This window comes from Cryobacterium gelidum, assembly GCF_004403985.1.
Classification (GTDB): domain Bacteria; phylum Actinomycetota; class Actinomycetes; order Actinomycetales; family Microbacteriaceae; genus Cryobacterium; species Cryobacterium gelidum.
The window spans coordinates 380,048-392,876 of the sequence record NZ_SOHL01000027.1 but is presented as its reverse complement, the minus strand read 5'-3'; the positions used below and the strand labels follow the sequence as shown (position 1 = coordinate 392,876).

At 65.6% G+C, this 12,829-nt stretch carries 18 protein-coding genes; 9 read left to right on the top strand and 9 right to left on the bottom strand.

The genetic code is table 11. The features are described 5' to 3' along the window. Window positions 1-88: 88 nt before the first annotated feature. Window positions 89-826, top strand: coding sequence for an SDR family NAD(P)-dependent oxidoreductase (locus tag E3T50_RS14885; RefSeq protein WP_241990949.1), 738 nt, complete (start codon window positions 89-91; stop codon window positions 824-826). A gap of 104 nt (window positions 827-930) precedes the next feature. Then, window positions 931-1,074 (top strand): hypothetical protein, encoded by a 144-nt coding sequence (locus E3T50_RS14880; RefSeq protein ID WP_241990948.1) that lies wholly within the window; start codon window positions 931-933, stop codon window positions 1,072-1,074. An 11-nt stretch (window positions 1,075-1,085) separates the two neighbouring features. Here the strand turns inward: E3T50_RS14880 and E3T50_RS14875 are convergent, their stop codons facing one another. Next, window positions 1,086-1,862 carry an alpha/beta fold hydrolase gene (locus tag E3T50_RS14875; protein WP_134552969.1) on the bottom strand — a complete coding sequence of 259 codons (777 nt, stop codon included), beginning with the start codon at window positions 1,860-1,862 and terminating at the stop codon, window positions 1,086-1,088. A 145-nt stretch (window positions 1,863-2,007) separates the two neighbouring features. Here E3T50_RS14875 and E3T50_RS14870 point away from each other — a divergent pair, with 145 nt between their 5' ends. Both E3T50_RS14870 and E3T50_RS16300 read left to right on the top strand, forming a co-directional pair. Further along, a complete protein-coding gene (locus E3T50_RS14870) occupies window positions 2,008-2,646 on the top strand; it encodes a phosphoribosyltransferase (protein ID WP_198417998.1) in 639 nt (212 codons plus the stop codon). Between the two features lie 391 nt (window positions 2,647-3,037). Beyond that, window positions 3,038-3,811, top strand: a complete 774-nt coding sequence (locus E3T50_RS16300) for an aggregation-promoting factor C-terminal-like domain-containing protein (RefSeq protein WP_166784320.1) — start codon at window positions 3,038-3,040, stop codon at window positions 3,809-3,811. A gap of 143 nt (window positions 3,812-3,954) precedes the next feature. Here the strand turns inward: E3T50_RS16300 and E3T50_RS14860 are convergent, their stop codons facing one another. Then, window positions 3,955-4,569 carry a hypothetical protein gene (locus E3T50_RS14860; RefSeq protein ID WP_134552965.1) on the bottom strand — a complete coding sequence of 205 codons (615 nt, stop codon included), beginning with the start codon at window positions 4,567-4,569 and terminating at the stop codon, window positions 3,955-3,957. A gap of 131 nt (window positions 4,570-4,700) precedes the next feature. Here E3T50_RS14860 and E3T50_RS14855 point away from each other — a divergent pair, with 131 nt between their 5' ends. Then, the gene (locus E3T50_RS14855) at window positions 4,701-5,114 is read left to right on the top strand and encodes an ankyrin repeat domain-containing protein (protein ID WP_198417997.1); all 414 of its coding nucleotides are present in this window, start codon (window positions 4,701-4,703) and stop codon (window positions 5,112-5,114) included. An 81-nt stretch (window positions 5,115-5,195) separates the two neighbouring features. On the opposite strand, the gene E3T50_RS14850 is transcribed toward E3T50_RS14855, so the two are convergent. The 4 genes from E3T50_RS14850 to E3T50_RS14835 form a co-directional block, all read right to left on the bottom strand. Then, window positions 5,196-5,744, bottom strand: coding sequence for a hypothetical protein (locus tag E3T50_RS14850; protein WP_134552963.1), 549 nt, complete (start codon window positions 5,742-5,744; stop codon window positions 5,196-5,198). A gap of 243 nt (window positions 5,745-5,987) precedes the next feature. After that, the gene (locus E3T50_RS14845) at window positions 5,988-6,848 is read right to left on the bottom strand and encodes a 3-methyladenine DNA glycosylase (RefSeq protein WP_134552962.1); all 861 of its coding nucleotides are present in this window, start codon (window positions 6,846-6,848) and stop codon (window positions 5,988-5,990) included. Between the two features lie 141 nt (window positions 6,849-6,989). Further along, on the bottom strand, window positions 6,990-7,877 hold the full coding sequence (locus E3T50_RS14840) for a dihydrodipicolinate synthase family protein (protein WP_134552960.1): 888 nt from the start codon (window positions 7,875-7,877) through the stop codon (window positions 6,990-6,992). A 289-nt stretch (window positions 7,878-8,166) separates the two neighbouring features. After that, the gene (locus E3T50_RS14835; RefSeq protein ID WP_134552958.1) at window positions 8,167-8,361 is read right to left on the bottom strand and encodes a hypothetical protein; all 195 of its coding nucleotides are present in this window, start codon (window positions 8,359-8,361) and stop codon (window positions 8,167-8,169) included. 287 nt (window positions 8,362-8,648) lie between these two features. Here E3T50_RS14835 and E3T50_RS14830 point away from each other — a divergent pair, with 287 nt between their 5' ends. The 3 genes from E3T50_RS14830 to E3T50_RS14820 all read left to right on the top strand — a co-directional run bounded on the left by E3T50_RS14830 (window position 8,649) and on the right by E3T50_RS14820 (window position 10,599). Further along, window positions 8,649-9,119 carry a methyltransferase family protein gene (locus E3T50_RS14830; protein ID WP_134552956.1) on the top strand — a complete coding sequence of 157 codons (471 nt, stop codon included), beginning with the start codon at window positions 8,649-8,651 and terminating at the stop codon, window positions 9,117-9,119. A gap of 101 nt (window positions 9,120-9,220) precedes the next feature. Beyond that, window positions 9,221-10,219: an LLM class flavin-dependent oxidoreductase gene (locus E3T50_RS14825; RefSeq protein WP_134552954.1), complete on the top strand. Its 999-nt coding sequence runs from the start codon at window positions 9,221-9,223 to the stop codon at window positions 10,217-10,219. 8 nt (window positions 10,220-10,227) lie between these two features. Beyond that, window positions 10,228-10,599, top strand: a complete 372-nt coding sequence (locus tag E3T50_RS14820; RefSeq protein WP_134552952.1) for an MmcQ/YjbR family DNA-binding protein — start codon at window positions 10,228-10,230, stop codon at window positions 10,597-10,599. A 20-nt stretch (window positions 10,600-10,619) separates the two neighbouring features. Here the strand turns inward: E3T50_RS14820 and E3T50_RS14815 are convergent, their stop codons facing one another. Both E3T50_RS14815 and E3T50_RS14810 read right to left on the bottom strand, forming a co-directional pair. Next, window positions 10,620-11,276 carry a histidine phosphatase family protein gene (locus E3T50_RS14815; protein ID WP_134552950.1) on the bottom strand — a complete coding sequence of 219 codons (657 nt, stop codon included), beginning with the start codon at window positions 11,274-11,276 and terminating at the stop codon, window positions 10,620-10,622. A gap of 97 nt (window positions 11,277-11,373) precedes the next feature. Next, window positions 11,374-11,667 carry a putative quinol monooxygenase gene (locus E3T50_RS14810; protein ID WP_134552948.1) on the bottom strand — a complete coding sequence of 98 codons (294 nt, stop codon included), beginning with the start codon at window positions 11,665-11,667 and terminating at the stop codon, window positions 11,374-11,376. A 256-nt stretch (window positions 11,668-11,923) separates the two neighbouring features. Here E3T50_RS14810 and E3T50_RS14805 point away from each other — a divergent pair, with 256 nt between their 5' ends. Further along, the gene (locus E3T50_RS14805) at window positions 11,924-12,250 is read left to right on the top strand and encodes an antibiotic biosynthesis monooxygenase family protein (RefSeq protein ID WP_134552946.1); all 327 of its coding nucleotides are present in this window, start codon (window positions 11,924-11,926) and stop codon (window positions 12,248-12,250) included. Between the two features lie 36 nt (window positions 12,251-12,286). Here the strand turns inward: E3T50_RS14805 and E3T50_RS14800 are convergent, their stop codons facing one another. Next, a complete protein-coding gene (locus E3T50_RS14800; protein WP_241990947.1) occupies window positions 12,287-12,790 on the bottom strand; it encodes a hypothetical protein in 504 nt (167 codons plus the stop codon). Window positions 12,791-12,829 lie beyond the last annotated feature (39 nt).

The following is a 12,829-nucleotide window of genomic DNA, read 5'->3' as shown; positions in this document are numbered from 1 at the left end:
CATTACCTTCTTGTCGCTGGGCGCAGTCGAGGCGCACAGTCCAGGCGCACAGTCGAGGCGCGCCGTCGCGGCGGCCAGTCGGTGAAGAGTGACCGGGAGCGGGCGCCCCCAACGCCGCACCGGTCTGGAATATATTGCCGTCGCTGGGTCTTGCAGCCCGTGTGACTACTATCGCGATTATCGGTGCAGGAGCAGGACTCGGGCAGCAGTAGCGCGTCGCTTTGGAGCAGAAGGGTTCACCGTTGCGCTAATTGCGCGAAACCAGGCGCGAGTAGATGCTGTCGCCGAAGAACTGGGCACAGAGGGAATCTCGGCGAAGGGTTTTGTCGCCGACGTGCGGGATACGGCAGCGATTACCCGGGTGCTGGAGCAGGTCGCTGAAACTCTCGGCCCGATCGAGGTCTTGCAGTACAGCCCCCTGCCGCAGAAGGACTTCATGCGTCCGGTGCTGGAAACAACGCCGGCTGATCTTGTCGGGCCGATTGAATTCTCGGTCTACGGCCCCGTCGCTGCGGTGCACCAGGTTATTCCCGGCATGCGTTTTCTGGGCAAGAACCGAGGCACCATCCTGTTCGTCAACGGCGGGACGGCCGTGACTCCGGCGAGCCACCTGACGGGGACGTCGATTGCCTTCGCCGGACAGGCTGCTTACGCGCAGTTGCTCAACGAGGTTCTCGGCAAAGAAGGCATCCAGGTGTCCCAGCTCATCATCGGCGGTGGCATCATTGCCGGCCACCCCGAGAAGGATCCGTCGAAGCTGGCCGAGCACCTCTGGGACTTCCACGCCATGCGCGACCGGTTCCGCCACCAGATCAGCGCCGACTAAGCGCTTTCCACTCGACAAATTGGGCGGCACGTGTTTGAGACGTTGGCCCGGGTTCACACCGGTGTCAGCCGCTCAAGCGCGTGCCGCGATGAGTCTGCCCTGCCATGATCGTGCGCGAACCCGCCCAGGACGGCGCCTTCGGCGGCATCTTTCACGGACACGTCGCCAACCCGAACAAAGTCATCGGGGAGATCGCGCATAACCTCGGATGGCGCGTCGACGACACCGGAACCGGTTCGCTCGGCTGATCCTCGGTCTTCTACGCCTTCAGAAACGCGATCGCTGCCTCCCGGAACGGGCGTGACGTGGGCGCGTTGAAGTGATTGCGGCCGGGAATCTCGAAGAAACTGCCGTGCGGTGTGGCTTTGGCCAGTGCCCGGGAGGCGTCGAGAATGGTGTCCTCGCTGCCGGTCGCGAAGAGCACCGGCTGCGTGGGCGCATTCGCGGCGCCGGGCTGCGGGCCATCGCGCAGGCCTTCGACCAGGGCGACGAGTGCCGCGAGGTCGTTGCCCGGCAGCGCCTTCGCCATCTCGAGGTACACGCCGGTGAGGTGATCGGTGATCTCGCGGCCGCTTTCGAGGTGGGCGCGGGCATCCGCTATCTGAAAACGCTTCAGCGGATCACCATCGGGGATGCCGCCGAGCACCGCCTGCGTGATGCGAACGCCGAGCTCTCGGGCAGCCTGCCATCCCACTCGGGCGCCGAGCGAGTAGCCGACGTAACGCACCTCGGTCAGGAGGTAGGCGTCGAGAACCGCCTCGACGTCGGCGACGAGCAATTCCATCGTGTACGCGTCGGCCGAGTCGGGCTTGTCACTCGCACCGTGACCACGCTGATCGATGCCGATCACGTGAAAGCCGGCCCGGGTCAGGTCGCGGGTCCATCCGGTAGCGTGCCAATTGGCGATTGCACTCGAGGCGAAGCCGTGCACCACGAACACGGTCGGATGCTCGGGGTCGCCGAGCTCGTAGGTGGCCAATTGCACGCCGTCGAGGGACGGAACAAAACGGTGCTCGGGGGTAATTCGGTGCAACATTCCCCTATTTCACCACGGATGCCGCGGCGCAGGTCCACCTCGCTTGCCACCCCTACCGGGGCGGGGCCGCTCGGACTATTCTGGAGCGAACACCGGCACGCTACGACCGGCCGTCGTGGCGGCTACGCGTGGAGTGGAGAGCGTCGTGACGATCGTCTTCGCTGATCGGGAGGATGCCGGGCGGCAGCTGGCCGCCCGGCTGGAGTCCCTGCGTGGTTGCGACGTCGTCGTCGTGGGGCTGCCGCGCGGGGGAGTCCCGGTTGCTTTCGAGGTGGCACGGGCGCTGGGCGCCCCGTTGGACGTGATCGTGGTGCGCAAACTCGGGGTGCCGAGTGAACCCGAGGTGGCCATGGGCGCCATCGGGGAAGGGGGAGCGCGGGTGCTCAACGACGATGTGATAGCGCAGCTAGGCGTGAGTGCGAGGCAGCGTGAAGTGGTTGAGGACCGTGAGCGGGTGCGGCTGGACGCCCGCGTCGCGTTGTTGCGCGGTGGTCGAGCGCGCGTCGATCTGGCCGGTCGCGTAGTGATCATCGTGGACGATGGCATCGCCACGGGTGCCACGGCACGCGTGGCCTGCCAGGTAGCCCGGCGCTTTGGAGCCACCCGGGTGGTGATAGCTGTGCCCGTTGCGCCGGATATCACGTCGCTCGCGCTGGGAGCTGACGAGGTGATCTGCGTTTTCGTGCCGGTGTGGTTCACCGCGGTTGGCGCGTACTATCGTGATTTCGCACCGACGACCGACGACCAGGTCGTCGCCCTCCTCGCCTTCGGCGCACTGAGCTGACCGGGTTACGGATATCTTCGATGCCGATACGGGAGCTCAGGACGATGACGGCTGTGCCGGCGACCGGCCGGCGAAAGTGAGGAAGTATTCAGGAAAGCCGTGCATACTGGAACCTTCGCCCGCGGACGCCGCCTGCGGAGTGCCGATTCAGAACCGCCCGCACGACAGCCAGCGATTCGTCTTTCCGAAAGTCAGGCCTATTTCTTCTTCAACCACGCCCACCACATCCCTTGAGACTGACGCCAGCCGCCTTCAAGCTACGCGTCGTCGCCGGAGCCGGAAGCGGAGTCGCTTCCTGGCAGCCGGCGCCATCATTGCCACCGCCGCGGTTGTCGGCACCGGCTTCGCGGTGCAGTCCAATGTCGCAGACGCAAACAAGCGCACAGCCGTCATGACAGCGCTTGCCTCCAGCGGCGCTGGACACGACGAGCAGTTGGAACTCAATGCGGAGCGCCTGCGAGTGCGCGCCGAGCAGGCCTCTGAAATCGCCGTATCTGGGGCCAGCGTCGTAATCGTTGCAGCGCAGGGCAAAACGGATGCCACGGGCCTGTCGGAGTCCGTTGCCGCGCTCTCCCACGTCACCCTGCTTGCTCCGGAGCGCATTTTCGAACTCGTCGACGTAACGACAACCGAAACCGCCAACGTGCAGGCCTCCACGACCGAGGTCGATCGCGTTGCCGCCGAGCAGGCAGCGGTCGCCCAGGCTGGCGCTGAGGCCGCTGCTGCTGAGGCTGCTGCTGCCGAGGCCGCTGCTGCTGCTGCTGAGGCTGCTGCCGCTAAGGCTGCTGAGGCTGCTGCTGAGCCCGCACCTGCCGCTGCCGTCCGGGCGGCACCGGCTCGCCCGTCCGCTCCAGCTGATCCCAACGCGGCGCAGCAAATCGCCCGTCAGCTCATGGCGAACCAGTACGGCTGGGGTGACGATCAGTTTGGTTGCCTGGTGAGCCTGTGGGACAAAGAATCAGGCTGGAACGTAAACGCCTACAACTCCTCCAGCGGCGCCACCGGCATCCCGCAGGCACTGCCGGGCAACAAGATGGCCTCGGCCGGAGCCGACTGGCAGACCAGCCCCGCGACCCAGATCACCTGGGGCCTGGGTTACATCGCGAGTCGGTACAGCACACCCTGTGCTGCCTGGGACAAGTCGGAAGCGTCGGGCTGGTACTAGCGCGCGGTAGCGGTACGTCGCAGCCAGCAGGCCAGGCGGTTCCGGATCTGTCACGTTCTGGTCAGGCAGGAGCCAGGGCTTGTTTTCGACCCGAAGGTCAGGCGGATGGTGCCTCCTCGGGGACGCGATCCGCGCCGACGAGTTCAGCTCGCGGGCAACAGGGCGGGCTGTACGATAACGACGTCGGGGCCGTATCGCTCGTCTACATAGTGCTGAATGGTGCCGTCGTCGTAGAGCACGGACACCCAGAGGTAGCCGTTCATCGGTACAGACGAGAGTGTTTGCGAACCGGCTAGTTCGTCGCTGATGCGCTGCAGAGTCGCGTCATCGCTCGCGCCCGCGTTCGTCGCATCCTGCCGCGGGTCGGGGGAACCGACCGGTGAGTAGAGAGAGAGCGGAATCGGAGGCTGCGTCTGGGTGAAGGCCGTGCCGTTCCACGTTCCAAAGACCGCGTACGTTCCCCAGGTCACCGTCGAGGCAGTTTCGGAGTACTTGGCCAGCGACCAGTCCCAGCCGCGAATCGCCGGTCCGTTGCACTGTGGAGGGTACGACTCCATGATCGCGCCCAAGCACAGTTGCGGCTCGCCCTCGCCCTTCTGCAAGACGGTGCCCTGGCCGACGAGTTCGTCGGTGTTCGTCACTGGCTCAGGAAGAGCTGCGGGCACTCCGGCACCCGGTACTGCCGTACCCGCGCACGCGGTCAGGGCGAAGAATGCGCAGGTCACCAGCGCGGCCATGACCGCGCGTTGAGATTTCATGCTCTGAGTGTGGCATCCCACCGATCGCGCCGCCAGTTCCAGCCGCGCCGGGAACCCAAACCGTAACATGCACCTCGCACGACGGGCCGAGACGGATACGCTAGGTACTCGACTGTCGAGCGGGAGTATCAGTGAACGAGAACACGCAAGTACCCGGCGGAGCTATCAGCCCACAGGTCATCGAGGGCGTTTTCGGCCTCGCCCGCGACGGCTTGACCGTTCCGCTGGGCGAGATGATCGACGCTGGAGTTCCCCTCAACGTGGTCAACCCGCGAGGAGACACGCTGCTGATTGTGGCGGCGTACCAGCAGCACCCCGGAACCGTCGCGGAGTTGCTGCGGCGCGGGGCGGACGCATCCGCTGTCAATGCCATGGGCCAGACCGCGATCTCGTGCGCGGTTTTTCGCGACAATGAGCCGATTCTGCGGTTGCTCCTCGAAGCGGATGCCGACCCTGACCTCGGCACGCACAGGGGCGTGGCCATCGCCGACCAGTTCGGCCTGCCGCGCATGCGCGAGGTCATCGAGTCGTACCGGCGCGACTGAAACACGCGCGACTGAAACAAGATCGAGAAACGAAAAGGGCGCCCCCCGAGTGGGAGACGCCCGCATTTCTATTCGGGCGCGTTAGCGTCCGAGGCCGAGGTCGCCGAGAACATCGTTGACGATCGAGTCGACCGAGCCGTCGATGTTTTCAACGTCGACGCCGCCGACATCGGTGCCGACATCCGTGCCGTTACCGGCGTCAACCGGGGCGTCGACCGGTGCGTCAACCGGGGCGGTGACGGGTGCCTCGATCGGTGCGACAACGTCGTTGCCACTGCCGACGGATGCGTCGTTGCCGACCTCGTTGCCCGACGCGACATCACCGATGTCACTGGTAAGGGAATCATTGACGACGCCGCCGTTGAGGATTCCGCCGTTGCCGACGCCGCCGACGGAGGTGTCATTGCCGAGCACGCCGTTGCCGGTCGAGTCGTTGCCGGAGAGATTGAACAGGTCGCCGATGACGTCCAGGCGGTTCTGCTCGGACGAACTGTCGGTGCTGGTGCTGTCGCCGTCAAACGCCTGGGCGGGGGCGACAAAGCCTCCAATGATGAGAGCGGATGCTGCCGCGCCGGTGATTCCCAGCGCGGTGATCTTGCGAATGTTCGTATGCTTCGTGATCGTATTCATGAGAGCTCCTATTCGTTGTTCTGTTCCAGCCCGATGTTTTCTCGAGCCGCACAAATGGTCCGGAGCCCCGGCTCATGTGGTTTGGTCTTCGTGCCCCAAATGGGTGCCATCGGACAGCTTTCGCGAGGGTCACACTTGTGGCGACGCGCTCAGATCGCCGCCACGAGAGGCATCCGCTCGCCGCGTGGCAAACCCTGAGAAGGGGCTGGCAGTCGGTGCTCGATGGCAATCAACGAAGCAGCGCTAAACGAGAAGACTCACAACACGCTCGCGCAGCACATTGCTGCGCTCCGTGAAACCGCGCTGGCGGCGCACATACTCCGCCTTACCGGCGGCAGTCTCGACCGCGACCGGCGCGTAGCCCCAATCGGCGAGGTCGTAGGGCGAGGCCTCCATGTCGAGCTGGCGAATGTCGCGCGCGAGTTCGAAGGAGTCGAGCAAGACCGCGCCGGGAATCAGCGGGCCCAGCTTGATGACCCACTTGTAGATGTCCATTCCGGCGTGCAGGCACCCCGGCTGCTCCAGAAGTGGTTGGTTCTCCCTCGTCGGTTGCAGTTGGTTGCGACCAATAGCGGCGGGGGTGAAGAACCGAAACGCGTCGAAATGGCTGCAGGCCACGCGGTTGCCGTCGACGACGGCGTCGGTGTCGCTCTGGCCGAGCCGCAGCGGTGCAACATGCCGGTGCTCGCCCTGGCGGTAGACCATCGCCCACTCGTGCAGTCCGAAACAGCCGAACTGGGCGGGACGCTGCCGAGTCGCACTGAGGAGTGAACCGATGAAGCGCATGACGCGCTCGTTCTTCTCGAAGAAGGCGGCGGCGTCCACCTGGCTGTCGCTACCTTCGCGACGGTACCACTTCCAATTCGCGCGAGGCTCGGCGGCGGCGCCCCGCAGCAGCACGCCGGCTCCGGGATGCCAGCGGCGCAACAAGCCGGGACGAAACGGGTAGTAGGTGAACAGAAAATCCTCGACCGGATGCGTCTGGCCGGTTGCCGCGCGCTCGCGGCGGCCACGGGTAAACGCGTCGGCGCGTTCTTCGTGCGCCTGCTCGAGGTCGCGCCACTCGGTGGTCCCGAGTACTCGGGTCTGGTCGGTTGGGTGCACTTGTCGAGGATACCCGCGGAACGTGGCGGCCGGCCGAGGGCCGAGCGGCGACAACCGGCCTGGATGAAGCTGTTCTCTGAATCTCGACGACGTACAGCATGGTGGCTGCAACCCTGAGGCCCCGACTTTAACTGACCGAAATCAGGCGCCCAGGCCCAGCCGGAGCAGGGTCGCCTCGAGTTCGCTGCGGGCAGCAGGGTCGAGGCCGAGCAGCGGCAACGGGAGGTTGGGGGAGTGCACGAGGCCGAGGGTCTCGGCCGCGGCGGACATGACGCGCAGGCTGCCGTACCGCTGAAACAGCGCCCAGAGCGGTTCGAGCCGGTTGGAGGCTTCGCGGGCTGCGGTGCTGTCGATGGCCTGGGTAGCTCGCGTGATCGCGAGGGCGGCCTCGGGAAAGAGTCCGCCGAGCACGCTGTACCAGGCATCGGCGCCGCCGAGGAGTCCGCCGGCGGCGAGCCAGTCCCCGGAGACGCCGATCGTGACGTGCGCGGGAATCACGGCGCGGAGGGCGGCGATTCTCGCCAGCGCGGCCGCGGCAGCCACGCCCGGAATCTTGATCGACCCGATGTTCGGCAGCGCGGCAATGCGACCGTGCAGCTCGTCGCTGAACGTGACATGGGTGGTGCCCGGATTGTCGTAGACGACGAGCGGAATCGTCGACTCGGCCGTGACCGTTCGGTAGAGGCCGAAGACCTCGTCGTCGGTGAGAGGCTGGTAGGACATGGGTGCGAGCAGCACCGCGGCGGCGCCGGCTTCTTGGGCATCCGCGGCGTGGTCGAGAACCTGTCGTGTACGAAGCGCGCCGATTCCCACGATGACCGGGGTCGTGCCGGCCGCCGCGACTGCCTCCCTGGCCGCCCAGGCACGCTGTTTCCGGCTGAGGTAGGCATACCCGCCGGTCGAGCCGAGCGCGCCGATCGAGGCGACGTCGGCCGCAGCGAGCCGCGCGATCAGGCCCACGAAGGCGTGTTCGTCGATACCGTTCTCGTCGGTCGGGGTGAGGGGGAAAGCGCTGAGCCCGCTGAACATAGCTGTGCCTTTTCGTCGGTGCGCGCGGAAGGGGCGCTCCACCATCCTCCCGCACTGTAGGGGGTCAGAAGGGCGGCCGAGCCACGATGCGGTCGACCGTGGGCATATTTCGCGTTCCGGAGATGGCCGGCGGAGTCGGTGGGTTATCCGCTCCTTGTTCGATCACCGGGGCGCCCCTGGGGGTAGCTATCTTCTCTCTCAGTTGGGCTTTTCGGCGGTGAAGACGGCGCTATTTAGCGGGCGGTTCGACACGTTGGGTGGGGCCGAGGTTGAGCCAGCAGGCGGGTATCTACGCGGCGAGGGGGGCGGCGCCGGCCAGCCAGCGGATGGCGCGCATGCCGACCCTGGTACCGTGTGGTTCGTCACCGTGGCCGCGCAGGCGTCGGCACTCGACGAGGTCCTCGGCCGGTGTGATGTGCGGATCGTGGCAGGAGCTGTCGTAGCCGGTGTAGTCGATTTCAAGCAGGAGTTCGTCGTCGGTCATGGTGGTTCCACTTCGGCGGGGCATCTCGTCTGAGGTGCCGGGCGAATGCACCTGCCGGAGCAGGCGCGTGCCTCGAGTCGATCGTGCGCGATACGTTGGCACCCGATCGGAATCGAAGCCCGATGTCACTCTCCGGCGGCGTCGGCGGAGCTGGTCTGTTCGTACGAGGCTAAGTTGTCATCGTGTGTTTGTCTGCCGAAAAGCGAAAATGTGTCATTTCGTTACATGGCGGTGATCTGCCGTTGACCTGCATTAGTGCTCGTCCCACCCGGGCCTATCCTCACAGTATGAAACGTGCACTCGCACTCAGCCTGGTGACCGGGCAATTCCTCCTGCTGGCAGCCCTGGCCGTTATACCGCACGGCACACTCTGGGCGACGAACGTCGGGGTGATCGTGGCAGCGATCTCGTTGGGTTTGGTCGGCGCCGTGCTCGTGGTTCTTGGCGTCATCGGACTGGGGTCGGCGTTGACCGCGAGTCCCATTCCTCGCGAGGAGGCCCAGCTGGTCACCACGGGGGTATACGGGCTCCTGCGCAGCCCGATCTACGCGGGCCTCGTGACCGGCGGTGTCGCGCTGGTGCTGGTGGGGGCATCCGCTTGGCACGTGGTGGCGTGGGTCGCGCTGGTCGGGCTGCTCTCGATGAAGACACGGTGGGAACAGCGGATGCTCGTGGCCAAGCACTCCGATTACCGCAGCTATGGTGCGCGGGTCGGGCGATTCGTGCCCGGGGTCGGCCGGTTTGTTGCGGGCGAGTGATGCCGCGGGCGAGTGATGCCCCGCGATTGACCCGACCAAGCGAATCCGGGCACCTTTCGGGAGCCGGGTATCGAATTCGGCGCAGCGGTGTTGCCCCCAGTATGACTATTGTGCTGTCCATACTCGACCTCGCTCCGATTGCCCCCGGGCAGACCGCTCGGGAGGGCTTTGCAGCGAGCGTCGCGCTCGCCCAGACGGCCGAGAAGCACGGGTATGAGCGCGTTTGGTATGCCGAGCACCACAACATGCCGACCATCGGATCGTCGGCGACGAGCATTCTGATCGGCCACGTCGCCGGGCAGACCAGCACAATTCGGCTCGGATCCGGCGGTGTCATGCTGCCCAACCACTCGCCGCTCGTGATCGCCGAGCAGTACGGCACCCTCGCCGAGCTCTACCCCGACCGCATCGACCTGGGTCTCGGCCGCGCTCCCGGCAGCGACCAGAACACCGCCAGGGCGATGCGCCGCGACCCGCGTGCCTCGGATCAGTTTCCCCAGGACGTGATGGAGCTGCAGGCGTACCTGCGCGGCCAATCGATCGTACCGGGTGTGCAGGCCGTGCCAGGTGCCGGCACCAATGTTCCGTTGTACATTCTCGGATCGTCGCTGTTCGGCGCCGGGCTCGCCGCGGCGCTCGGCTTGCCCTACGCCTTCGCGTCGCACTTTGCGCCCGACGCACTGCACGAGGCCATCGCGCTCTATCGCCGTGAATTCACTCCGTCGGAGCAACTCGCAGCGCCGCACCTCATCGTTGCGGCCAACGTCGTCGCGGCCGACGATAAGGCGGATGCCGAGCAGCAGTTTGCGACGACCCGCCGCACCCGGGTGCGCGGCATGCTCTCCCGCGGGCCAGCGACCCCGGAGTACAGCGACGACCAGATCGACGTCTTTCTCACCACGCCGGAAGGCCGCAATATCGCCAACATGATGCGCTATTCGGCGGTCGGAACGGCCGACGAGGTGCGCCTTTACCTCGAGGAGTTCGCCGAGGGGACGCAGGCCGATGAGCTCATCCTCGCCCATCAGTCACCGTTCGTCGAGGGCCGCCTGCGCTCGGTCGAACTCACGGCCAACGCGATGAACCTCGTCGCGGTCTGAGTCGGCACATGACGCCGGACGCGCTCGTCGACCTGTGCCTGAGCCTGCCCCAGGCGATTGAGACGTTTCCGTTCGGCGAGGAGACGAGCGTGTTCAAGACCAGCGGAAATGGCAAGATCTTTGCCCTCGCCGCCCTCGCGAGTGAGCCGCTCTCGGTGTCGCTCAAGTGTGATCCGGAGGAGGGCCGCGCCCTGCGTGAGGAATTTCCCCTGTGGATCACGCCGGGCTACCACCTGAATAAGAAGCACTGGATTTCGATTGACCTCGGCGGCAACGTGCCCGCCGTGCTCGTCGACCAGCTGCTGCGCGACAGCCATGCTCTCGTGCGACCGCGGGTTCCCCGGGCACGGCCACACGAGTGTTCTCCAGGCGCGAGCTGACGCTGGCTTTCTACGAAAGCTCAGTCGAGCGGCTCGCCCAGCGGATCGGCAGCACCCAGGTCGGCGAGGGCCATTCCGCCCACCGGTAGTCCAGCCCAGGACAGCAGAGTCCAGCCCTCCTCGGGTGAGCCGGTGAATTCGACCACACCGGTGTTATCGAGCTCGTGCTCTCTCGCAAAGGTCGGCGGCACGTTTCCCGCGCGACCTGCGGTCCACACGCGGATAGCCGCGCCATGGCTGAACACGACTGCGACGTCGGATTTCGCGGCGGCGACAGCGACGTCGGCATCGAAGCGCCGGAAGAAAACATGACCGTCGTGAGCCCCCGGCATCCTCTTATCGAGGTTGCCGGTGCCCCAAGCCATCACGGTTTCCAGATAGGTGCGAACGGAGGCCCGATCGCGCAGTCCCTCAAGCGAGCCGGCTTCGATCTCGTGCACCCCGGTCGCGACCTGTAATTGGAGGCCGCGATCGGCGGCGAGCGGATGCGCGGTCAGCCGGGTGCGCAGCAGGGTTGACACGAAGATGGCGTCAATCGGGTCGGAGCGCAGCGCATCGGGAATAGCAGCGGCCTGGCGCAGGCCGAGATCGGTCAGGCCTGGACCGGGATGCGCGGTGTCGAGCTGCCCGAGAACGTTGCCGGGAGTCTGGCCATGGCGGATCAGGAGAAGTCGCATATCCCCTCCAGCATAGGCAACGCGACTGGGCAAGAGAAGACGCGTGCCCCGACGGCACCAGCGTAGAGGGTTTCGAGTTTCAGCTCTGGCGGTTGCGTCAGATGTCCGTGGCAATCTCGTACTTGGTGAGCACGGGCGTACCGGACACGATCGATCCCAAGGACGATTTACCCGGTCCAGCACGAAAGGCGCGATAAGCGGTGTCGTGCTCCATCGAGATCCACTTTTCCACGAGAACGAAGTGGGTGGGGTCTTCAGCGTCGACGAGAACATCGACACCGAGGCATCCGTCGAAGGCTCGGGTGACCAGGAGAGTGTCGTGCAACACCGTCGCAGACTGGGCGAGGGACTCGGGCTTCACATGGATATCGAGAAAAGCGGTGATAGGCACAACAGCTCCAAACGGCTTGAGGTCACGGGGCAAAATCGGTGACGAGTGGTCGATCGCGTCGGCAGTCCTGCATGCCCTGACGAATCAGGAGAAAATCCACATACTCCCAGCATAGGGAATGCGGTGGGCCTGGGGGAGAGAGATGCGCCGACCGCACGGCTTTGCCCGGCCGCAGCAGGCCCTCGGCGCGGCCTGGCAGCAGAGAGTGGCAGCATGGAGGAAATACATGTCGAGCCTTTGACCAGAAAGCAGTTTCATGACAATCATCAAAATCAATGCCATCACCGTGCCGAACGACGGCGGCGACGAGCTCGCCCACCGATTCGCGGCCCGCGCTGGCGCTGTCGACGACCGCCCCGGTTTCGAGGGCTTCGAGCTGCTGAAGCCGACCGATGACCGCCTCACCTGGCTTGTCGTGACCCGCTGGGCCGACGAGGAATCGTTCCAGGCCTGGTTGAGTTCCCCGTCCTTTGCCCACGGGCACCGCAGCGAGACGCCGAAAGAGGGCGAGCCGGCGGCGCGCCCGGTCGGTGTGAGCAGCGAGCTGTGGTCGTACGCCATCGCCGGCGGTACCGGGCACTGACCCGGGGCGGCAGCCGCGTGCCGGACGGAACTCGCGCTAGGTGTCCAACCCGCGAGAATCTATCGGAGACGGCTGCTCCTCCAGTAATTCGGTAATGGACCGCAGTGTCTCGGGAGACACATCCCCGAGAAGTCGCGCTGCGAAACTAACTACTCTCTTCACCCGCAGGCTCTTCACAAATGCGAGTTGGGCGTCTACGCGGTCGGGGAGATCGCCATCGGAGTGAAGCAGATATTCCGGAGGGATGCGGAAGAATTCGCCGATTCCAGTGAGCAGAGCGGAGTCAGTGACGAGCGGGCCCTCTCCCGTGATCATGTACGCCCAGCGTGCTCGCGACAGGGCGACACCCTTGTCCTTGAGCCCCTGCGCTATCTGCTTGTAGGTGTACGGGGTGTTGCCTTCGGCCACAACCACATCGAGCAGCAGATTGAGTTTTCGAGCCAGCTCCACCTGGGACGGACGGTGGACCGTCGGGTCGAGCAGCAGATCGGTCGATCGGACCGTGGCGAATCTCCCGGCCGTTCGCGCAGCCTGGCGCATCGTCCAGTCCGGTCACAGCGTCGGCTGGATTGTGACCGG